Below are 20,251 nucleotides of genomic sequence, written 5' to 3'. Positions count from 1 at the left end.
GCGGCGGATGCCGCGGGTTTAAAAGAATGCGGCAAGTGCCGCAGGTTTGGACAAGCGATGGCAAAGATCAAAGTTGACGGTAACGAGATCGAAGTACCCGATCACTACACGCTTCTTCAGGCAGCCGAAGAGGCTGGCGCTACCGTGCCGCGTTTCTGTTTCCACGAACGCCTCTCCATTGCCGGCAATTGCCGCATGTGCCTGGTTGAAGTTAAAGGCGGACCGCCGAAGCCGGCTGCATCCTGCGCTATGGGCGTACGCGATCTGCGTCCGGGCCCGAACGGCGAAACACCTGAAATCTTCACCAACACACCTATGGTCAAAAAGGCCCGTGAAGGTGTGATGGAATTCCTGCTCATCAATCACCCGCTGGATTGCCCGATTTGCGATCAGGCCGGTGAGTGCGATCTGCAGGATCAGGCAATGGCTTTCGGTACCGATGGTTCGCGTTACCGCGAAAACAAACGTGCTGTTGAAAACAAATATATCGGCCCTCTGGTCAAAACGATCATGACACGCTGCATTCACTGCACGCGCTGCGTTCGTTTCACCACGGAAGTTGCCGGTATTTCCGAGCTCGGCCTCACAGGTCGTGGTGAGGATGCTGAAATCACCACCTATCTCGAACGCGCAATGACCTCTGAACTGCAGGGCAATGTGATTGATCTGTGCCCGGTCGGTGCGCTGACATCCAAGCCTTACGAGTTTCAGGCACGTCCTTGGGAGCTGAACAAGACAGAATCTATCGACGTGATGGATGCTCTTGGTTCAAACATCCGCGTTGATACCCGTGGTCGTGAAGTGATGCGTATTATGCCGCGTCTTAACGAACAGGTGAACGAAGAGTGGATTTCCGACAAGACCCGTTTCATCTGGGATGGTCTGCGCACCCAGCGTCTTGACCGCCCTTATGTTCGCGTCAATGGTCGTCTGCAGGCTGCAAGCTGGAGCGAAGCTTTTGCTGCGGTTAAAGCTGCTGTTGCCAAGACTTCAGCTGCCAAAATCGGCGCGATTGCCGGTGATCTGGCCAATGTGGAAGAACTCTACGCATTGAAGAGCCTGATGACCAAACTCGGTTCCGTCAATATTGACGCCCGTCAGGATGGTGTTGCGCTTGATCCTAAATTCGGCCGTGCTTCTTACATCTTCAATCCGACGATTGAAGGTATCGAACAGGCTGATGCGATTTTGATCGTGGGTTCCAACCCGCGTTTTGAAGCTTCGGTGCTCAATGCACGTATTCTGAAGCGTCAGCGTCAGGGTGGACTGCAGATTGGTCTGATCGGTGAACAGGCAGACCTGCGTTATGCTTATAACTATCTCGGCGCCGGTTCTGATACGCTGGCTCAGCTAGCAAGCGGCAAAGACAAGTTCTTTGATGTTCTGAAAAACGCACAGCGTCCGCTGATCCTGATTGGTCAGGGTGCACTGACCGGTGAAACCGGTGAGGCTGTACTGGCTCAGGCTGCTGCTTTGGCGAATGCCGTTGGCGCAGTGAGCGAAGAGTGGAACGGTTTTGCAGTTCTGCACACTGCTGCTGCCCGCGTTGGCGCACTTGATCTCGGCTTCGTGCCGGGTGAGGGCGGTGCTAAAGCTGCTGACATGGTCGGCCAGATGGATGTGCTGTTCCTTGCCGGTGCAGATGAACTTGATCTGTCCAACAAAGGTTCGAGCTTCGTTGTTTATATCGGCACCCATGGTGATGCCGGTGCCCACGCTGCTGATGTGATCCTGCCAGGTTCCACCTATACAGAAAAATCCGGTACCTATGTAAACACGGAAGGCCGCGTTCAGCTGGCAAACCGTGCCGGTTTTGCTCCGGGTGAAGCCAAGGAAGACTGGGCAATCCTGCGTGCATTGTCTGATATTCTGGGCGCGAAACTGCCGTTTGACAGTCTGGCTCAGCTGCGTGCAGCGCTTTATGCGGACTATCCGCATATGGCTCAGATTGACGCAGTGGCTGCCGGTCAGGTTGCGGATATCGCAGCTCTCGGTGCAAAAGCAGCTGCAGTTAAAGGCGTTGCATTTGCTTCGCCTGTCACAGATTTCTATCTGACAAACCCGATTGCCCGTGCTTCAGCTGTGATGGCTGAATGTTCCGCGCTGGCAAAGGGTGGCTTCCAAGCGGCAGCCGAATAAGCATTGATGCATACAGCTCCTTAAGCTTTCGGGTTTAAGGAGCTGATATTGCTAAATAATAAGGTTTACAGCTTGCCCTTACGTGGGAATTAAAACTACGCAGTGCTGTAAGAGAGAGACGGGAAAATGGACGGTATTTTTGCAGCTTACGTCTTACCGGCGCTGATCATAGCGCTGAAGTCAGTCGTTCTGCTCGTCGTATTGCTGATTGTTGTAGCCTATCTGCTTTATGCGGATCGTAAGATCTGGGCTGCGGTACAGTTGCGTCGGGGACCAAACGTTGTCGGCCCTTGGGGACTGTTTCAGGCTTTTGCGGATCTTTTGAAATTCGTATTCAAAGAGCCGATCATCCCATCGGGTGCCAACAAAGCCGTGTTCCTGCTGGCGCCGTTTATTTCGGCACTGCTGGCACTGGCAACATGGGCAGTTATTCCGGTCAGTGAAGGCTGGGCAATTGCCAATATCAATGTCGGTATCCTTTACATTCTCGCTATATCTTCACTTGAAGTTTATGGCGTGATTATGGGTGGCTGGGCTTCAAACTCGAAATATCCGTTTCTCGGTGCACTGCGCTCCGCAGCGCAGATGGTTTCTTATGAAGTTTCGATCGGCTTTGTGATTGTAACAGTGTTGCTGGTTGCCGGTTCCCTGAACCTGACCGACATCGTGCTGTCTCAGTCCACAGGTCTTGGTACTTCGCTGGGTCTGCCGAACTCGTTCCTCGACTGGAACTGGCTCGTGCTGTTCCCGATGTTCGTGATCTTCTTCATCTCAGCACTGGCGGAAACCAACCGTCCTCCGTTCGATCTGGTTGAAGCGGAATCCGAACTTGTTGCCGGTCATATGATCGAATACTCGTCGACACCGTTCCTGCTGTTCTTCCTCGGTGAATATGTTGCCATCACTCTGATGTGCGCATTGATGACCATTCTGTTCCTTGGCGGCTGGCTGCCAATCGTGGATGTATGGTTCCTTGCATGGGTGCCGGGCATTGTCTGGTTCATGCTGAAGCTCTGCATGTGCTTCTTCATGTTTGCGATGGTGAAGGCATTCGTACCGCGTTACCGTTATGACCAGCTGATGCGTCTGGGCTGGAAAGTATTCCTGCCGATCTCGCTGTTCATGGTTGTGGCAACCGCTGCATTCCTCAAATTTACCGGCCTCGTAGGTTAAGGAGACATCACATGGCTTCTATCGCTCAAGCCGCTAAATCACTGCTTCTGAAAGAATTCGTCGGAGCATTCTTTCTCTCCATGCGTCAGTTCTTTGCGCCTAAGGCAACATTGAACTACCCGCATGAAAAAGGTCCTGTTTCACCGCGCTTCCGCGGTGAACATGCCCTGCGCCGTTATCCGAATGGTGAAGAACGCTGCATTGCCTGTAAGCTTTGCGAAGCGATCTGCCCGGCACAGGCAATTACAATTGAAGCCGGTCCGCGCCGCAATGACGGAACCCGCCGCACCGTGCGTTATGACATTGATATGGTCAAATGCATCTATTGCGGTTTCTGTCAGGAAGCCTGTCCGGTTGATGCGATTGTTGAAGGGCCGAATTTCGAATTCGCCACGGAAACCCGCGAAGAGCTTTACTATGATAAAGAAAAGCTGCTCGCCAATGGTGACCGTTGGGAACGTGAAATTGCGCGCAATATCGCGATGGACTCACCTTATCGCTAAGATGGGCTAAGCCCATCGGATCGCTAAGATGAGTTTCTCTGTCCGGAAAGGGCAGGGCTGAAGCGCATCCCGAAAAGTGCGAAGCGGTTTTCGGATAAGATGCGCGTCGGAAAACAAAAAGATAGAGCATTTCCTGCGGTTCAATTTAAACCGGAAATGCTCTGAATATTTAAGTTGGTGCAATAGCCGGAGCTTTTGGTGCTCATGGCTGTTGTGCTTGAAGTTTTGCCTCATGTCGCGGTTTTTGGCTGTGGGATATGAGGTGGTAGGACAGGCAAGTTGCCTTGCCAAGTTAAAGGATATTGGGGAACCCCATGCTGACAGGTATAGCGGCGGCGTTTTTCTATTTATTCACCTTCATCATGATTGCGAGTGCGCTGATGGTTATCACCGCACGCAATCCCGTTCACTCGGTCTTGTTTCTGATTTTGGCTTTCTTCAACGCAGCGGCTTTGTTCCTGCTGACGGGCGCTGAATTCCTGGCAATGATCCTTGTGGTTGTTTATGTCGGTGCTGTGGCGGTTCTCTTCCTCTTCGTCGTCATGATGCTGGATGTGGATTTTGCTGAGCTCAAACAGGGTGCGCTTAAACATGCGCCGGTTGGTGCTCTGGTCGGTGTGGTTCTGCTGGCAGAATTGATTTTGGCATTCTCCGCCTCGATCTTCTCGCCGAAAATTGCAGCAAATGCCGCTTACCCGATCCCTGATGTGGCGACACGCCAGAATACACAGGCGCTTGGCGACATTCTCTATACGGATTTCGTTTTCTACTTCCAGATTGCCGGCCTGATCCTGCTGGTGGCGATGATCGGCGCGATTGTGCTGACCCTGCGTCATAAAGAAGGCGTCAAACGTCAGTCGATCCCTGCGCAGGTTGCCCGTACACCGGAAACTGCGATCGAGATCAAAAAAGTCGAAACAGGCAAGGGTATTTAACAGGAGCCTCATGATGGTAGTCGGTATCGAACATTATCTGACCGTGTCGGCGATCCTGTTTACGCTTGGCGTTTTCGGGGTTTTCCTCAACCGTAAGAATGTGATCGTCATTTTGATGTCGGTCGAGCTTATTCTTCTCTCGGTCAATCTGAACTTCATTGCGTTTTCCGCAACGCTCGGCGATCTGGTCGGGCAGGTTTTCGCACTCTTCGTCCTGACTGTTGCAGCTGCTGAAGCAGCAATCGGTCTTGCTATTCTTGTCGTGTTCTTCCGTAACCGTGGTTCTATCGCGGTGGAAGATGTCAATGTCATGAAAGGTTGACGGGCAGATGCTCTACTACGCGATCGTCTTCCTTCCGCTGCTGGGCTTTCTTATTGCCGGACTTTTCGGCAATAAGATCGGAGCCAAAGCCAGCGAATATATCACTTCCGGCTTCCTCGTGATTGCGGCTGCGCTGTCATGGGTTGCGTTCTTTACTGTTGCAATGGGCTCCTCCGAGCCTGTCCGTGTGCCGGTTCTGCACTGGCTGACTTCCGGTACCCTGTCTTTTGACTGGGCGATCCGTGTGGATACACTGACCGCGATCATGCTTGTTGTTATCAACAGCGTGTCGGCGCTCGTGCATATCTACTCGATCGGCTATATGCATCACGATCCGCATCGTCCGCGTTTCTTTGCTTACCTGTCGCTGTTTACCTTTGCGATGCTGATGCTGGTAACTTCTGACAATCTGGTTCAGATGTTCTTCGGCTGGGAAGGCGTGGGTCTTGCATCCTACCTGCTGATCGGCTTCTGGTATAAGAAACCTTCGGCCAATGCGGCTGCGATGAAAGCTTTCGTGGTCAACCGCGTTGGTGACTTTGGCTTCCTGCTTGGTATTTTCGGTATCTTCGTTCTGTTCGGCGCCGTGGATTATGCCACGATCTTCTCGACAGCCCAGAATTATGCTGCCGGTGAAAATGCATCGCAGGTTGTCTTAAGCTTCCTCGGTTTTGAACTCGACAAACAAGGCGCTCTGACCGTTGTTGCATTGCTGCTCTTCATGGGCGCGATGGGTAAATCGGCACAGTTCCTGCTGCACACATGGTTGCCTGATGCGATGGAAGGCCCGACACCTGTGTCGGCTCTGATCCACGCGGCGACAATGGTGACCGCAGGTGTGTTCATGGTTGCGCGCATGTCGCCGATCTTTGAACAGTCTGAAACAGCTCTGCTGGTTGTAACCATTATCGGTGCGATCACTGCATTCTTTGCCGCGACCGTTGGTCTGGTACAGAACGACATCAAGCGCGTGATTGCTTATTCGACCTGTTCGCAGCTCGGTTACATGTTCGTGGCACTCGGCGTCGGCGCTTACGGCGCTGCCGTATTCCACCTGTTCACACACGCATTCTTTAAGGCTCTGCTGTTCTTGGGTGCCGGTTCGGTGATCCATGCGGTATCTGATGAGCAGGATATGCGTCGTATGGGTGGTCTGCGTAAGCTGATCCCGACCACCTACTGGATGATGATTATCGGTACTGTTGCGCTGACAGGTCTTGGTATTCCGGGCACTGTTATCGGTACTGCCGGCTTCTTCTCCAAAGATGCGATTATTGAATCTGCATTTGCTTCGCACTCAGCTGCATCGGGCTTTGCCTTCACGCTGCTGGTGATCGCTGCTGCATTCACATCCTTCTACTCATGGCGTCTGATTTTCATGACTTTCCACGGTAAGCCACGCGCCACCGCTGAAGTTATGCATCACGTTCATGACTCACCTCCGGTGATGCTGGTTCCGCTGTTCGTTCTCGCAGTTGGTGCACTTTTCGCAGGCTTCTTCTTCGTCGGTTACTTCTTCGGCGATCATTATGATGCTTTCTGGAAGGGTGCTTTGTTCACCGGTGCGGATAACCACATTCTGCATGACTTCCACGGTGTGCCGACCTGGGTTAAATTCTCGCCGTTCATTGCAATGGTGCTGGGTTTCATCTTTGCATGGGCTTTCTATATCCGCTCGCCGGAAACACCGAAGGCAATTGCAGCCCGTCATCCTGGCCTGTACCAGTTCCTGCTGAACAAATGGTACTTCGACGAACTCTATGATTTCCTGTTCGTTCGCCCGAGCATGGCTCTTGGTCGCTTCCTCTGGAAAACCGGTGATACCAAGATTATCGACGGCATGGGGCCGAATGGTGTGGCGGCTCGTGTAGTCGGCATTACCAACCGCGTTGTTAAGCTGCAGAGCGGTTACCTTTATCACTACGCATTCGCGATGCTTATCGGTGTCGCCGCGCTCGTCACCTGGATGATGATCGGGAGCTCTTTCTGATGACCGACTGGCCAATTCTCTCAACGGTCACGTTTCTGCCGCTCGTAGGTGCGTTCTTGATCCTCTTGATCAAGGACGACAGCGAGGCAGCGCGCCGCAATATCCGTAATGTTGCATTTCTGACCACAATCTTTGTGTTTGCATTGTCTCTGGTGATCTGGGCAGGCTTTGATAATTCAAATGCCGGTTTCCAGATGGTTGAGAAACATGCATGGTTCGGTGAAGGCATCAGCTATCACATGGGCGTGGACGGTATTTCCATGCTGTTTGTGGTTCTGACCGCATTCCTGATGCCGTTCTGTATTCTGGCGAGCTGGAAGTCCGTGGACTTCCGCGTCAAGGAATATATGGTTGCGTTTCTGATCCTTGAAACGCTCGTTATCGGTGTGTTCTGCGCACTGGATATGTTCCTGTTCTACGTCTTCTTTGAAGCAAGCCTTATTCCGATGTTCATTATCATCGGTGTATGGGGTGGTCAGCGCCGCGTTTACGCCAGCCTGAAATTCTTCCTCTATACGCTGCTGGGCTCGGTGCTGATGCTCATTGCTATGATGGCAATGTATTTCACCGCCGGTACAATGGATATTCCGACCCTTCTGGCATACGACTTCCCTGCATCAATGCAGACATGGTTGTGGCTGGCCTTCTTCGCTTCTTTCGCGGTGAAGATGCCGATGTGGCCGGTTCATACATGGTTGCCTGACGCGCACGTTGAAGCGCCGACAGCCGGTTCGGTTATTCTGGCGGGTATTCTCCTGAAACTCGGTGGCTACGGCTTCCTGCGTTTCTCGCTGCCAATGTTCCCGCTGGCTTCCGCAGACTTTGCACCATTCGTATTCTGGCTCTCGGTTATCGCCATTGTTTACACCTCTCTGGTGGCTCTGGTTCAGACCGATATCAAAAAGCTGATCGCCTATTCGTCCGTTGCCCATATGGGTTATGTGACCATGGGTATCTTTGCTGCCAATGCGCAGGGTGTGCAGGGTGCATTGTTCCAGATGCTGTCGCACGGTATCATTTCTGGCGGTCTGTTCCTTTGCGTTGGCGTGGTTTACGACCGTATGCACACACGTGATATCTCGGCCTATGGTGGTCTGGTCAACAACATGCCGAAATATGCGGTTGTGTTCCTGATCCTCACCATGGCCAATGTTGGTCTGCCAGGGACTTCCGGCTTTATCGGTGAATTCCTGACACTGTTCGGTGTATTCCAGGCCAATACATGGATTGCTGTGATTGCAACAACCGGTGTTATCCTGTCGGCTGCCTATGCGCTCTACCTCTATCGCCGCGTCATTTTCGGTGCGCTTGATAAGGAAAGCCTGAAAGCGCTGCTGGATCTGTCTCCGCGTGAGAAAGCAATCCTGTATCCGCTCGTCATTCTGACGATCTTCTTCGGTGTCTATCCGGTTCCGGTCTTTGATGCGACTGCGAGTGCCGTTGACGCTCTGGTCACCAACTACAATGCGGCTGTGGCAAGTGTTGCCATGCCTGTTGCAAATTAAGACGAAGGCATCGAGCGATGTACACCGATCTGATTGCCCACCTTACTCTCGCTGCACCGGAGGTGCTGCTCGCAGTTGGCGCCTTGGTGCTGCTGATGGTGGGTGTATTTTCCGGCGACCGTGCCAACACCATTGTTACGGGTCTCTCCGTAGCATTGTTGCTTGGTGCGCTCGCACTCGTGCTGGTTTTCCCTGCTGATGGCGCTGCTTTCGGCTCGGCATTTATCAGCGACAGCTTCACCCGTTTCATGAAAGTGCTGACGCTGATCGGTTCGGTCGTCACGCTGATCATGTCGGTCGGCTTTGCCAAAGACCAGAAATTCAACAAGTTTGAGTTTCCGGTTCTGGTTGTGCTGTCGACTGTCGGTATGCTGTTGATGGTATCCGCCAACAATATGCTGGCTCTCTATCTCGGCCTTGAAATGTCGTCGCTGGCGCTTTATGTGCTGGCCGCTTTCAACCGCGACAGCGTGCGTTCCACAGAAGCTGGTCTGAAATATTTCGTTCTCGGCGCTCTGTCTTCGGGTATGCTGCTTTACGGTATTTCTCTGGTCTATGGTTACACCGGCACAATCAACTTTGCTGATATTGCTGCTGCCGTTACCGGCGGCGAGCGTCAGCTGGGTCTGGTTTTTGGTCTGGTCTTCATCATGGCCGGTCTGGCATTCAAAATCTCCGCTGTTCCGTTCCATATGTGGACACCGGATGTTTATGAAGGCGCGCCAACCCCTGTAACCGCTTTCTTTGCTGCGGCTCCGAAAATGGCTGCTGTTGCATTGCTGGTACGCGTGACCATGGGTGCCTTTGCCCCGCTGACCGCTGACTGGCAGCAGATCATCGTCTTCGTGGCTCTGGCCTCGATGATCCTCGGTGCTTTCGCGGCGATCGGTCAGAAGAACATCAAACGCCTGATGGCCTATTCGTCCATCAGCCATGTTGGTTATGCTCTGGTTGGTCTTGCTGCCGGTACTGTAGACGGTGTGCGCGGCGTTGCTATTTACATGCTGATCTATCTGGTGATGACACTGGGTACATTCGCATTCATTCTGGCAATGCGTAACAAGAGCGGCACTGTTGAAGAGATCAATGATCTGGCCGGTCTGTCCCGCACCAATCCGGTGATGGCGACAATCATGACCATCTTCATGTTCTCGCTTGCAGGTATTCCTCCGCTGGCCGGTTTCTTTGGTAAGTGGTACACATTCCTTGCAGCAGTTCAGGCTGGTCTGGTGCCGCTGGCGGTTATCGGTATCGTGGCTTCCGTTGTTGGTGCCTTCTACTATCTGCGCGTTATCAAAATCATGTGGTTTGATGAGCCTGCAGGCGGTCTTGAAGCACCCGCCGGTGAGCTGAAATTGGTGATGGGCGTATCCGCAGCTTTCGTTCTGCTCTATGCGCTGATCGCTTCGCCGATCATGATCTGGGCGACAAATGCTGCCAAAGCATTTTTCTGATACGATCTGAATAAGCATGTTATAAACGCCCGGTTTATGCCGGGCGTTTCTTTTTGTAAGGTGCATGATGAGTTTTGTTCTGAGTGAGAAAGCAATTGCTGCCGGTTACGGGCTAAAGGAATTCGAATATATCGGTTCAACCAATGCCGAGGCTTTGACAGAAGCACAGACAGGGGCGGAAAGCGCTGTCTGGTATGTGACCAAGGATCAGCGCTCCGGCCGTGGTCGTCGTGGTCGTGAATGGTCAACACAGACCGGTAATCTCGCTGCAACCTTGCTGCTTATTCATGATTATCCGCTGGAGCTGGCTGCCACACTGAGCTTCGTCGCCGGTCTTTCACTGGTTGAAGCCGTTGAGCAATTGCTGCCGGAGACAGAGACACGGTTTCAGCTGAAATGGCCGAATGATGTGCTGGCTGATGGTGCGAAACTGTCGGGTATCCTGCTGGAATCTGCTTTGCTGAAAGACGGGCGCAAGGCTCTGGTTATCGGTATTGGTGTGAATGTGCTGCATATTCCGGAAGGCGTGCCCTATGCGGTAAGCAGTCTGAAAGCCAATGGTTATACACAGGGTGCAGAACAGCTTTTGCAGGCGCTGGCAGAGCGCTTTGCTGTGAATTTTGCTTTGTGGAATGACGGTCAGGGTCTGGAAACTATCCGTACCCATTGGCTGCGTCATGCGGCAAGGCTGGGTGAAGTCATTCGGGTGCAAAGCGGCGGCGAGACATTGGAAGGTATCTTCTCCTCGATCGATCCGCAGGGACATCTGGTTCTGAGCCTGCCACAGGGGCGTAAACAGACGATCTCCGCCGGTGAGGTTTTCTTTGGTGCTGAAACACGCTAAAGCATCCTGTAATGAAGTGCAGGCTGTGAACTGGTAAAAGGCCGGTATTGCTATAATTGTTAAGTTGAAGTGCAAAACTTCAGTTTTCTTTTTGTAAGTTGAGAATTTTTGAGAACTATTCTTGCTTCAAATCACTTTAGCGGTCATGAAATTAGAGCGCTTCCAGTTATGACTGAATCGTTGGAACCGCTCTAATTCTTTGTTTTACGCATTATCCGGCGCAAAACCGGTACCCACTTTTGCTGGAAATGCTTTAATATGTTGAATTTGCATTGTCATGCCTGTGTGCATCCGGCTCTGTCTTTAAAAGAGCATGGAAAATGCCACATGATAATGTGTCGGAAGTAATATTTATTGAGGAGGGGGAATGCCCCAGTCCCGTTTGGATGATGTGCAAAACGATAGCGCTGTGAATGGCAAAGCGGAACTGGTGTTCCTGCCATTGGGCGGCGTAGGCGAAATCGGTATGAACCTCGCAATGTATGGCTACGGGCCGGAGCATGCGCGTGAATGGATCATTATCGATATGGGCGTGAGTTTTGCAGGTCCTGAATTGCCGGGGGCTGACCTGATCCTGCCGGATATCCGCTATCTGGAAGCCGAGCGTAATAATATCCGCGGCATTATCATTACCCACGCGCACGAAGATCATTATGGCTCGCTGCTGGATCTCTGGCCGCGTCTGCGCCTGCCGGTTTATGCGACCCCGTTTACCGCCGGATTGCTCGAAGCCAAACGTCAGGCTGAATATAATGCGCCGGAAATTCCGGTGACCGTGTTCCGCGCCGGTGAAAGTTTTGAAGTAGGCAGCTTCAAGATTGAAGCACTGGCCGTTACCCACTCCATTCCTGAGCCGGTATCGCTGGCGATTACTACGCCGCTTGGCCGTGTGATCCATACGGGTGACTGGAAGATCGATCCGGAGCCGTCGCTCGGGCCTGTGCTCGACGAAACCCGTTTTGAACAGCTGGGTAATGAAGGCGTACTGGCACTGGTCTGCGACAGCACCAATGCGATGCGCGAGGGTGAATCACCGTCCGAGCGTCAGGTATCGGAAAGCCTGCGTGAGCTGATCGAAAATGCCAAAGGTCGTGTGGCAATCACCACATTCTCTTCCAATGTCGGCCGTATCCGCTCGATTGCCGAAGCTGCACGTGATGCCGGTCGTCAGGTGCTGGTTGTTGGCCGTTCGATGAAGCGTTGTATCTCGGTAGCAACCGAGCTTGGTTATATGGAAGGTCTGCCGGAATTCCTCTCGGAAGAAGATTACGGCTATGTCCCGCGTGAAAATGTGGTGATGGTGCTGACCGGTAGTCAGGGTGAACCACGCGCTGCGCTGGCCAAGCTGGCGCGCGATGAAATGCGCTCACTGGCTTTGACCGCCGGTGATACGGTGATTTTCTCGTCCCGTACTATTCCGGGTAATGAAAAATCGATCATTGAAATCAAAAACATGCTGATCGAGCAGGGCATCAAGATCATTTCGGATGATGATGCGCTTGTGCATGTTTCCGGTCATCCGCGCCGCAATGAGCTGAAGCGCATGTATGCGTGGGTACGCCCGCAAATTCTGGTGCCGGTGCATGGTGAAGCTGCGCATCTGGTTGCGCAAGGCACATTGGGCATACAGGCCGGTATTCCGGATGTGGCACAGGTGCGTAACGGTGATGTGCTGCGTTTGGCTCCGGGGCCAGCGAAGATTATTGATGAGGCGCCTTACGGCCGCATCTATAAAGACGGTCGTCTGATTGGTGATGAAGATGAAATGGGCATCACCGAGCGCCGCAAGCTGGCCTATGTCGGCCATGTGGCGGTGTCCATTCTTCTTGATAATCAGCATAAAATTTATGATGAGCCGGAGGTTGTGGCCTTTGGTTTGCCGGAAGAAGACAGTCAGCGCAATCTGATTGAAGACCTGCTCTATGATGCAGTCGTCAGCGCTGTTGACAGTATTCCGCGCGCGCGTCGCAAGGATATCGAGCTGGTGCGTGAAGCCGCGCGGCGTGCAGTGCGTGCTGCGGCCAATGATGTCTGGGGCAAAAAGCCGGTGACCACAGTTTTTGTCACCCGTATTCCGGAAGCCTGATCGTTTCTGTTCAGGATAAATATTTCGCCGCCGGTGAGCCATTCACCGGCGGTTTTTATTTGGGAAACAGAAATGTCGCTGTAAAACGAGCGCCCCAGTCAGGGCCGTTATCCGGTTTGCTTGCGTAATATTGGCCGGTAACACCAAGGCTGACATGTTGCTTGCCGAAGGTGAAAACTTTGGAAATGCCGAGATCAACCGGTATTGTACATTGCTCATTCGTCCAGTCATAGGTCATTTCGCTGTTGAGCGATAAGCCGACCGTATTGGGAAAAGTATAGCTGATAAAAGGCTGGATCAGTGTGGCGCTGACATTCTGCCGGTCGTTTTCTCCGGCAAAGGACCAGATATGATTGGCCAGCATGCCCATCGTCCAGCCGTGTATTTGTTTGAGCGCAACGGCTGTCGGGCCTGCACCCCATTTTTGATTGCCAAGCATGGCATTGGTGGCGGTTGGCCACAGAAAGGCCGGTCCCACCCCCCAGATGATGCCATCTGTTTTCTGAACCGGAGACAGGAAAAAGCTCTGTACCGTATCACCCAGTCCGAGTTTCGCTCCGATATCCGGCGCAGGGGAGCTTTGCTGAATGATTGGCACAATGGTGCGCACGATCAAATTCCAGTCGGTATTGATGGAAAAGGGAATAACCGGCTGAATATTGGTGGTAAAACGACCGGCATTATTGGCGCCGGTACAACAAGTATAAGTGTTTTGAATAGGCACGCTTATGAGACTGGAAACCGGATTGGCCAGTTTCTTTGCCAGTTGTTGTGCGTCGGATTCTTGCGCTTTGGCAGCAGGAATGAAACTGACAATGCTGCATAATATGAATGTTATAATGTAGAGAAATATATTGCGCATCATCGGCTAATGACCTGATATTATTCGAAATAATAAGCAGGTTAAGCGCATTGCCTGAAATTTGAAGCTGGCATTTTTATGCGTATCATTGTGAGAAACTGCGTGATGCTGTCTCTTGCCCGTGTTCTTTCGCTGCTCTATGCTGCGGTCAATAATGATGCATAATCCTTTAAGAGAATTATGCGGGGAGGAAAAATATGTCTGTTATGTCCGGAATGGCGATCTATTTTATCATCTGGTGGACAAGCCTGTTTGCCATGCTGCCTTTCGGTCTGCGTACACAGGCAGAAGAGAATAATATTGTGCGCGGCACAGTCGCGAGCGCACCGGCGCGCCCGCGGATCTGGCTGGCTTTTCTGCGTACGACCATCCTTGCGACAGTGATTTTCGGCCTGTTCTGGTTTGTGACGCAGAAACTCGGTTTCGGTCTGGATGATATTCCGCACTTCTTCCCTGAGCTGTGAACGTAAAGCTCTACTCTTGCAAAGAGCAAGGAGACAGTTGGAGTATTTCATCATGCCAAGGCGCATACAATTTAAAGGCATTTGTCACGATATATTGGATAGTTTTGTAAGCCGCTATAATGATATTGGAGGATATTGGGCGTTAGGAATATATACTCGTTTTTTAATGCGACATCGTGAAGAAACTCTTCATTTTAATTTGTCTCATGGAAAAGCTGTGCCGGAAGACCGTCATTTTAATATCTCGGCAGCATATTATTGGCAGGCAATTTTACAAATGATGGCAGCTAATAAAATGCCGGAAAGTTGGTTAAAAGATGCTTGGATCAAATTCAAAATTGATAATAGCGATTATGTTTATTGTTCCATTGAAATTGAAAGCGATCTAAATAAAATCTTTAGCTATGAGCGCTCAGTTTTAGTGTTTCCTCATGATCCTGATAATGAACGGCGCAGAATGAATAATTTTGGTCCCAGCAATCAGAAAATGCTACGTTTGTAGCGATAGATTTTGTTCGTAACTTCACGATAAATCAAAATTTATCGTGAAGTTACGAATCTAAAGCTTAAGTTCTTTCTGTAACCATCTGTATTCATAGATTTATATAGAAAGAAATTATCTGATTTCAGTACGGGTATAATCGCCTGAAATCAGAATTTTCAGTTTCGCATCAGGTGTGTTCGGCAGCTTGGCATCGAGCAAAGAGGCTTTGCTGCTGATACGGTAGCTGACAGAAGTCCCTTTGGCAAAGATCAGACTGGTATCAAGGGCACGACCGGCAATATCAATCCGTTCCGGTTTCGCAGCATCTTCAAATTGCAGGCGGGTGCGGAAAGCATCGCCGCGAATTCTGACTGATGTGGCGGCACCTTGCAGGCTGATATCTGCGGCGCGGGTCTCTATATTCAGATCGGCGAATTGCCCCTGTAAGTCCCCTTTGAAAGCAGGCTGATTAATCGTCACGCCTGCATTGCGCGGCAGATTGATTTGCAGATCAGTGCTGCATTCGGACAGGTCATACCAGCCGCTGTTTTGCGCTTTAATCAGCAATGTCTGGCCGCTGACAATCATCTCACCTTTGGATTTACAGTCATTATAGAACCAGCCGGAAAGCCAGCCCGATGGCTTGGCACTCATGACAGCCTGTTGTTTCTGATCGTCTTTCGCGATCAAGCGGATAAGGCTGGCATCACCGCTGATCGTTACGCTCTTTATGCCGTCGGTTGCCACGGATTTTTCTGATGCGCTTGTTTCATTGCTGCAACCGCTGAGCGTGAGAATGGCAGAAAGTAAAATTGAGAGAAGCATATAGTCCATAATTTTGATCCTGACTGCGTTGATAATGCAGGGATCATTTGCCGGACTGTGTATTTCTGCGACCTGAAACAGGATCAAGGTCGACGCATAACGTGTTTTGCTTCATGTTCCTGATCGCAAGATGAGACATGACCGAGATATTTGCCGATGATTTTTATTCCGTTGCCATTTGTGCTGACAATATTGCTGGCGATTATACTGGTGCAGCTCTTGCGCAATCGCGAGGCGGGAAGTCGTGCGGATATGTTTTTCATCGCGCTGATCGGCACTTATATGCTGCAATCGGTTCTGCTCGGCTTGCGCTGGGGCTATGACATCCTTGCTGTTCTGCCCGTGCAGATTTTACTGGCATCGATAATTGCCGGATTGTCTTATTTAAGTTTTCGCAGCCTCACGGTGCAGAATAGTGATGATGCTTTGCGGGTCGATAAAATCTGGCCGCATTTGCTGCCGGTATTGGCGGTGTTTGTGTTGCTGCTTATACGCCGTGATCTGGCGGCGCTGGCAATTATCGTGATATTTTTGGCCTATGGTCTGGCTCTGCTGCGCCTGAGCTTTGCGGGGCCGGATGTGCTGATTGCTGCGCGGTTGGACGGAATTATGCGCTCTTATCGGGCGATGCAGATAACTGCTGCTATGCTGATCGGCTCTGTAATCGTTGATATATTGATTAATTTTGATTTTCTTTGGAACAGTGGCCGCTATTCCCCCTCGATCATTCTGGTCACCAATATTCTGTCACTGCTGGTATTGGGCGCGGCGGCCGGTGTGGCGCTGAATAATCGCACCAATGCCGATGAAGATGAGCGGGATGAGGGGAAGGCGCCTGCGCTTGTATCTGAGAGTGCACTGACAACAGATGAGCATCTGGCAATCGTGACGGAGCTGGATGCGCTTATGCGGGATAAACAGCTTTATAAGGATATGGAGCTCAACCTGAAGCGCATTGCACACCGGCTGCGCAGGCCACCACGCCATGTCTCTGAGGCAGTTAACCGGTGTCGCGGGATCAGCGTATCGGTTTATGTGAATAATTTTCGTGTCGAAGAAGCGTGTCGTCTGTTGCAGGAGACGGATGAGCCGGTGACGCAGATCACATTTGTCAGCGGCTTTCTCACCAAATCGAATTTCAATCGCGAATTTTTACGGGTGACGGGGATTGCACCTAAAACATATCGTAATCAAATAATTATGTCCGGCACCAGCATCACTGAATAGCACGGCCTTGCATGACATGAGTTTTGAGGAGAATTGCTTTATTATCGTGATGAAGCAAAACCGGAGTTTATAATCACACTATATTTGTATTATTAAAATGTAAAAAAAAGCAAGGCGTTAGCCTTGCTGATAAAATACGCGTCCAACTCGTTTCCTTGTTACAGGCGGCTGCGAAATACCGCGCCTGAGTTGCATCCTCCCAAGACTTTGACCGCGTGAGAGAGTAGTTAAGCCTGCTCTCTGTTGTCGTTGCTTGGAAAATAGAATGAGAAATATCAGTTGTCACGCGTTTTTTTAAGCGGGGACACAAAAATGCCATAAGAATTGAAGCCGAAAAGCAAATTTCAATGTTTTTAATTCGATTTAAAATGAAATTATCACAGGAATTGCAGTTTTTAGAGTGCTTTTTGGATGAAAATCAAAAATGTAAAAAAATTGTCACAAATAAATAAAACTGAAGCTGAACCTGTCTTTTGCCGTTCAGGCAGCGGGAAATGCTGTAAAGCTCACATTATTTTTATCCCGATCTCCTGAAATATAAGGAATCATCGGGCGCTGCCATAATTTGGCAGGCTTTATCCGTCAGGTCTGCATGCCTTCGTGACTGAAGATTTGCTGGCTCCGCTCTGCGTGAGACGGGTTTTCATTGCCATGATAAGTGGTTAATAAACACGAGAGATTTTATGTGTTTTTTCCTGATTCTAACGGGATCGGGAGCAATTTCCGGTGGTTCCTCCATGCGTATGTCGCGATTCTTTTTGCCGATCCTGAAAGAAAATCCAAAAGAGGCAGAAATTGTCTCCCATCGTCTGATGCTGCGTGCGGGGATGATCCGCCAGCAGTCAGCCGGTATTTACACATGGCTGCCGCTGGGTCTGAAGGTTCTGAACAAGGTCAATACGATCATTCGTGAAGAGCAGAACCGCGCAGGCGGCAATGAAATTCTGATGCCGACAATCCAGTCCGCTGATCTGTGGCGCGAAAGCGGCCGCTATGATGCTTACGGCAAGGAAATGCTGCGCATTAAAGACCGCTCCGAGCGTGAAATGCTGTTCGGCCCGACCAATGAAGAAATGGTCACCGATATTTTCCGCTCCTATGTGCGTTCATATAAAGACCTGCCGCTGAACCTTTATCACATTCAGTGGAAATTCCGTGACGAAGTGCGTCCGCGTTTCGGCGTGATGCGTTCGCGTGAATTCCTGATGAAAGATGCTTATTCTTTCGACCTGAATTACGAAGGCGCGAAAGCCGCTTACTACCGCATGTTCGTTTCTTATCTGCGCACATTCTCCCGTATTGGTGTGCAGGTTGTACCAATGCGTGCTGATACCGGCCCGATCGGCGGCGATCTGTCCCATGAATTTATTATTCTGGCGGATACCGGCGAAAGTCAGGTTTTCTGTGACCGCGCTTATCTCGATCTGAAAGTTCCGGGTGCGGATATCGACTTCTTTGATGATGCTGCAATGGCATCTATCGTTGACCAGTGGACAACGCCTTACGCTGCGACTGAAGAAATGCACGATGAAGCCGCATGGGCAAAAGTCGATGCAGGTAATCAGGTTGCTGCACGCGGTATTGAAGTTGGTCACATCTTCCATTTCGGCACCAAATATTCCGAGCCAATGGGCGCGAAAGTGCAGGGACCGGATGGCAAAGAACATCTGGTTTCCATGGGCTCTTACGGTATCGGCCCTTCACGCGTGGTTGCTGCAACGATTGAAGCATCCCATGACGAAAACGGTATCATCTGGCCGAAAGCCATTGCGCCGTTTGGTGCAGGTATCGTCAATATGAAGCCGGGCGATGCGGCTTGTGATGCTGTATCGGAAAAGCTCTATGAAGCCCTGACCAATGCCGGTCTCGATCCTCTGCTCGATGACAGCGACGACCGTCCGGGTTCGAAATTCGCAACCATGGATCTGATTGGTGTACCGGTGCAGATCATTGCCGGTCCGCGCAGCGTTGCCAATGGTGAAGTTGAAGTCAAAGATCGTAAAACCGGTGAACGTCAGACTATGACTGTTGAAGCCGCAATCAATCTTCTGACTGCGGGGCAGTAATGTTCAAAAAGCCTGCGACAGGTGGAAATCAAGGCAACGGGGGAGCGCAATTGCTCGATAAATTGCCAAAGAAACAACAGGAAAAGAAACCGGCAGCTCAGGCACAGCGTCAGGGCACCGGACCATTCTCCTCACTGGAACGTATGATTGCATGGCGCTATCTGCGTTCCCGCCGTCGCGAGGCTTTTATTTCTGTGATTGCCGGTTTTTCATTCACCGGCATCATGCTCGGCGTGGCCACACTCATCATCGTTATGGCGGTGATGAACGGCTTCCGCACAGAATTGCTCAACCGTATTCTCGGTATCAACGGCCACCTGATTGTTGCGCCGATCGACAGTCCGCTGGAAGATTACGATCATCTGGTGAAGCGTATGGATGCGCTGCAAGGCGTGAAATTCGCCATTCCGGTCGTTGAAGGTCAGGCTCTGGTGCAGGGCAGTATCGGTGCAGGCACCGGTGCGCTGGTGCGTGGTCTGCGCGAGCAGGATGTGAATAAGCTTGAGCTGATCGCCAAGAATGTGAAATCCGGTACTTTCGCGAGCTTTGACACGTCTGACGGTGTGGCCATTGGTACCCGTATGGCGCAGAATCTCGGTCTGGGTGTGGGCGATGATCTGAAAATCATTTCGCCGGATGGTGACGTAACGCCGTTTGGTGTGAATGCCCGTACCAAAGCCTATCCGATCAAGGCCATCTTCGAGATCGGCATGTCGGAATATGATGCGTCTATTGTGCTGATGCCTTTGGGCGAGGCGCAATTGTTCTTCAATCAGGAAGATCGTGTCCAGTCGATTGAGGTCTTTGCCGATAATCCGGACAAGGTTGATGATCTGCGTGCCGGTGTGGAAGAGGCGGCAGAACGCCCTGTGATGCTGACAGACTGGCGTCAGCGTAATGCCACATTCTTCTCAGCCCTACAGGTTGAGCGTAACGTGATGTTCATGATCCTCACGCTGATCGTTCTGGTGGCGGCGCTGAATATTATTTCCGGTCTGATCATGCTGGTGAAAGATAAGGGGCGTGACATCGCGATCCTGCGCACAATGGGCGCAACCCGCGGTGCAATCATGCGTATTTTCCTGATGACCGGTGCGGCGATCGGTGTCACGGGAACGCTGGCAGGCGTGGTGCTCGGCGTTGTCGTGTGCCTCAATGTGGAGCGTATCCGTGCGTTCTTCTCATGGTTGTCGGGCACAACTTTGTTTAATCCGGAGCTTTATTTCCTGAGTCAGCTCCCTGCTGAAATGAATCTCAGTGAAACGCTTTCTGTTATTGGTATGGCGCTGTTCTTGTCATTTATTGCAACGATTTTTCCGGCTTGGCGTGCGGCCAAACTCGATCCTGTTGAAGCGCTGAGGTACGAATAATG

The 20,251-nt window shown here is 51.3% G+C and carries 17 protein-coding genes; 15 read left to right on the top strand and 2 right to left on the bottom strand.

The annotated features are described in order from the left end of the window. Window positions 1–57: 57 nt before the first annotated feature. The 10 genes from nuoG (at window position 58) to JNC80_RS08700 (ending at window position 12,951) form a co-directional block, all read left to right on the top strand. Complete coding sequence (gene nuoG / locus JNC80_RS08745; RefSeq protein ID WP_376710086.1) at window positions 58–2,139, top strand: NADH-quinone oxidoreductase subunit NuoG; 2,082 nt, start codon at window positions 58–60, stop codon at window positions 2,137–2,139. 126 nt (window positions 2,140–2,265) lie between these two features. Next, window positions 2,266–3,312, top strand: coding sequence for an NADH-quinone oxidoreductase subunit NuoH (gene nuoH / locus JNC80_RS08740; RefSeq protein WP_075655568.1), 1,047 nt, complete (start codon window positions 2,266–2,268; stop codon window positions 3,310–3,312). 11 nt (window positions 3,313–3,323) lie between these two features. Beyond that, window positions 3,324–3,815, top strand: a complete 492-nt coding sequence (gene nuoI / locus JNC80_RS08735; RefSeq protein WP_022711736.1) for an NADH-quinone oxidoreductase subunit NuoI — start codon at window positions 3,324–3,326, stop codon at window positions 3,813–3,815. Window positions 3,816–4,129: 314 nt separating this feature from the next. Then, window positions 4,130–4,750, top strand: a complete 621-nt coding sequence (locus JNC80_RS08730) for an NADH-quinone oxidoreductase subunit J (RefSeq protein WP_376710085.1) — start codon at window positions 4,130–4,132, stop codon at window positions 4,748–4,750. 13 nt (window positions 4,751–4,763) lie between these two features. Then, on the top strand, window positions 4,764–5,072 hold the full coding sequence (gene nuoK / locus JNC80_RS08725) for an NADH-quinone oxidoreductase subunit NuoK (protein WP_022711734.1): 309 nt from the start codon (window positions 4,764–4,766) through the stop codon (window positions 5,070–5,072). Window positions 5,073–5,079: 7 nt separating this feature from the next. After that, complete coding sequence (gene nuoL, locus JNC80_RS08720) at window positions 5,080–7,062, top strand: NADH-quinone oxidoreductase subunit L (RefSeq protein WP_075655566.1); 1,983 nt, start codon at window positions 5,080–5,082, stop codon at window positions 7,060–7,062. Next, on the top strand, window positions 7,062–8,567 hold the full coding sequence (locus JNC80_RS08715; RefSeq protein ID WP_022711732.1) for an NADH-quinone oxidoreductase subunit M: 1,506 nt from the start codon (window positions 7,062–7,064) through the stop codon (window positions 8,565–8,567). Before nuoL ends, JNC80_RS08715 begins: the two co-directional genes overlap by 1 nt. A gap of 17 nt (window positions 8,568–8,584) precedes the next feature. Further along, a complete protein-coding gene (gene nuoN / locus JNC80_RS08710) occupies window positions 8,585–10,021 on the top strand; it encodes an NADH-quinone oxidoreductase subunit NuoN (RefSeq protein WP_376710084.1) in 1,437 nt (478 codons plus the stop codon). A gap of 64 nt (window positions 10,022–10,085) precedes the next feature. Beyond that, the gene (locus JNC80_RS08705) at window positions 10,086–10,865 is read left to right on the top strand and encodes a biotin--[acetyl-CoA-carboxylase] ligase (RefSeq protein ID WP_376710083.1); all 780 of its coding nucleotides are present in this window, start codon (window positions 10,086–10,088) and stop codon (window positions 10,863–10,865) included. Between the two features lie 367 nt (window positions 10,866–11,232). Beyond that, window positions 11,233–12,951 carry a ribonuclease J gene (locus tag JNC80_RS08700; RefSeq protein ID WP_075655558.1) on the top strand — a complete coding sequence of 573 codons (1,719 nt, stop codon included), beginning with the start codon at window positions 11,233–11,235 and terminating at the stop codon, window positions 12,949–12,951. A 55-nt stretch (window positions 12,952–13,006) separates the two neighbouring features. On the opposite strand, the gene JNC80_RS08695 is transcribed toward JNC80_RS08700, so the two are convergent. After that, a complete protein-coding gene (locus JNC80_RS08695; protein WP_376710081.1) occupies window positions 13,007–13,816 on the bottom strand; it encodes a hypothetical protein in 810 nt (269 codons plus the stop codon). 194 nt (window positions 13,817–14,010) lie between these two features. Here JNC80_RS08695 and JNC80_RS08690 point away from each other — a divergent pair, with 194 nt between their 5' ends. Next, the gene (locus tag JNC80_RS08690) at window positions 14,011–14,277 is read left to right on the top strand and encodes a DUF1467 family protein (RefSeq protein WP_022711727.1); all 267 of its coding nucleotides are present in this window, start codon (window positions 14,011–14,013) and stop codon (window positions 14,275–14,277) included. A gap of 37 nt (window positions 14,278–14,314) precedes the next feature. Further along, on the top strand, window positions 14,315–14,779 hold the full coding sequence (locus tag JNC80_RS08685; RefSeq protein WP_376710080.1) for a hypothetical protein: 465 nt from the start codon (window positions 14,315–14,317) through the stop codon (window positions 14,777–14,779). 114 nt (window positions 14,780–14,893) lie between these two features. On the opposite strand, the gene JNC80_RS08680 is transcribed toward JNC80_RS08685, so the two are convergent. Next, window positions 14,894–15,595 (bottom strand): hypothetical protein, encoded by a 702-nt coding sequence (locus JNC80_RS08680; protein ID WP_376710079.1) that lies wholly within the window; start codon window positions 15,593–15,595, stop codon window positions 14,894–14,896. A gap of 147 nt (window positions 15,596–15,742) precedes the next feature. Here JNC80_RS08680 and JNC80_RS08675 point away from each other — a divergent pair, with 147 nt between their 5' ends. The 3 genes from JNC80_RS08675 to JNC80_RS08665 all read left to right on the top strand — a co-directional run bounded on the left by JNC80_RS08675 (window position 15,743) and on the right by JNC80_RS08665 (window position 20,249). After that, window positions 15,743–16,813, top strand: a complete 1,071-nt coding sequence (locus tag JNC80_RS08675) for a helix-turn-helix domain-containing protein (RefSeq protein ID WP_376710078.1) — start codon at window positions 15,743–15,745, stop codon at window positions 16,811–16,813. Between the two features lie 737 nt (window positions 16,814–17,550). Continuing rightward, entirely contained in the window at window positions 17,551–18,879 is a 1,329-nt protein-coding gene (gene proS, locus JNC80_RS08670; RefSeq protein WP_022711724.1) for a proline--tRNA ligase, read from the top strand. Window positions 18,880–19,022: 143 nt separating this feature from the next. Beyond that, window positions 19,023–20,249 carry a lipoprotein-releasing ABC transporter permease subunit gene (locus JNC80_RS08665; protein WP_225688404.1) on the top strand — a complete coding sequence of 409 codons (1,227 nt, stop codon included), beginning with the start codon at window positions 19,023–19,025 and terminating at the stop codon, window positions 20,247–20,249. The last annotated feature ends 2 nt before the right edge of the window (window positions 20,250–20,251 follow it).

Origin of the sequence: Pseudochrobactrum lubricantis (genome assembly GCF_041929865.1) — a bacterium.
Lineage (GTDB): Bacteria > Pseudomonadota > Alphaproteobacteria > Rhizobiales > Rhizobiaceae > Pseudochrobactrum > Pseudochrobactrum saccharolyticum.
Note: the sequence above shows the minus strand (reverse complement) of the source record. Positions and strands in the feature narration are given on the sequence as shown.

Excerpts from the sequence above, each read along its gene's own strand:
- nuoG (WP_376710086.1), top strand. The coding sequence starts at position 58 with ATGGCAAAGATCAAAGTTGACGGTAACGAGATCGAAGTACCCGATCAC.
- nuoH (WP_075655568.1), top strand. The coding sequence starts at position 2,266 with ATGGACGGTATTTTTGCAGCTTACGTCTTACCGGCGCTGATCATAGCG.
- nuoI (WP_022711736.1), top strand. The coding sequence starts at position 3,324 with ATGGCTTCTATCGCTCAAGCCGCTAAATCACTGCTTCTGAAAGAATTC.
- JNC80_RS08730 (WP_376710085.1), top strand. The coding sequence starts at position 4,130 with ATGCTGACAGGTATAGCGGCGGCGTTTTTCTATTTATTCACCTTCATC.
- nuoK (WP_022711734.1), top strand. The coding sequence starts at position 4,764 with ATGGTAGTCGGTATCGAACATTATCTGACCGTGTCGGCGATCCTGTTT.
- nuoL (WP_075655566.1), top strand. The coding sequence starts at position 5,080 with ATGCTCTACTACGCGATCGTCTTCCTTCCGCTGCTGGGCTTTCTTATT.
- JNC80_RS08715 (WP_022711732.1), top strand. The coding sequence starts at position 7,062 with ATGACCGACTGGCCAATTCTCTCAACGGTCACGTTTCTGCCGCTCGTA.
- nuoN (WP_376710084.1), top strand. The coding sequence starts at position 8,585 with ATGTACACCGATCTGATTGCCCACCTTACTCTCGCTGCACCGGAGGTG.
- JNC80_RS08705 (WP_376710083.1), top strand. The coding sequence starts at position 10,086 with ATGATGAGTTTTGTTCTGAGTGAGAAAGCAATTGCTGCCGGTTACGGG.
- JNC80_RS08700 (WP_075655558.1), top strand. The coding sequence starts at position 11,233 with ATGCCCCAGTCCCGTTTGGATGATGTGCAAAACGATAGCGCTGTGAAT.
- JNC80_RS08695 (WP_376710081.1), bottom strand. The coding sequence starts at position 13,816 with ATGATGCGCAATATATTTCTCTACATTATAACATTCATATTATGCAGC.
- JNC80_RS08690 (WP_022711727.1), top strand. The coding sequence starts at position 14,011 with ATGTCTGTTATGTCCGGAATGGCGATCTATTTTATCATCTGGTGGACA.
- JNC80_RS08680 (WP_376710079.1), bottom strand. The coding sequence starts at position 15,595 with ATGGACTATATGCTTCTCTCAATTTTACTTTCTGCCATTCTCACGCTC.
- JNC80_RS08675 (WP_376710078.1), top strand. The coding sequence starts at position 15,743 with ATGATTTTTATTCCGTTGCCATTTGTGCTGACAATATTGCTGGCGATT.
- proS (WP_022711724.1), top strand. The coding sequence starts at position 17,551 with ATGCGTATGTCGCGATTCTTTTTGCCGATCCTGAAAGAAAATCCAAAA.
- JNC80_RS08665 (WP_225688404.1), top strand. The coding sequence starts at position 19,023 with ATGATTGCATGGCGCTATCTGCGTTCCCGCCGTCGCGAGGCTTTTATT.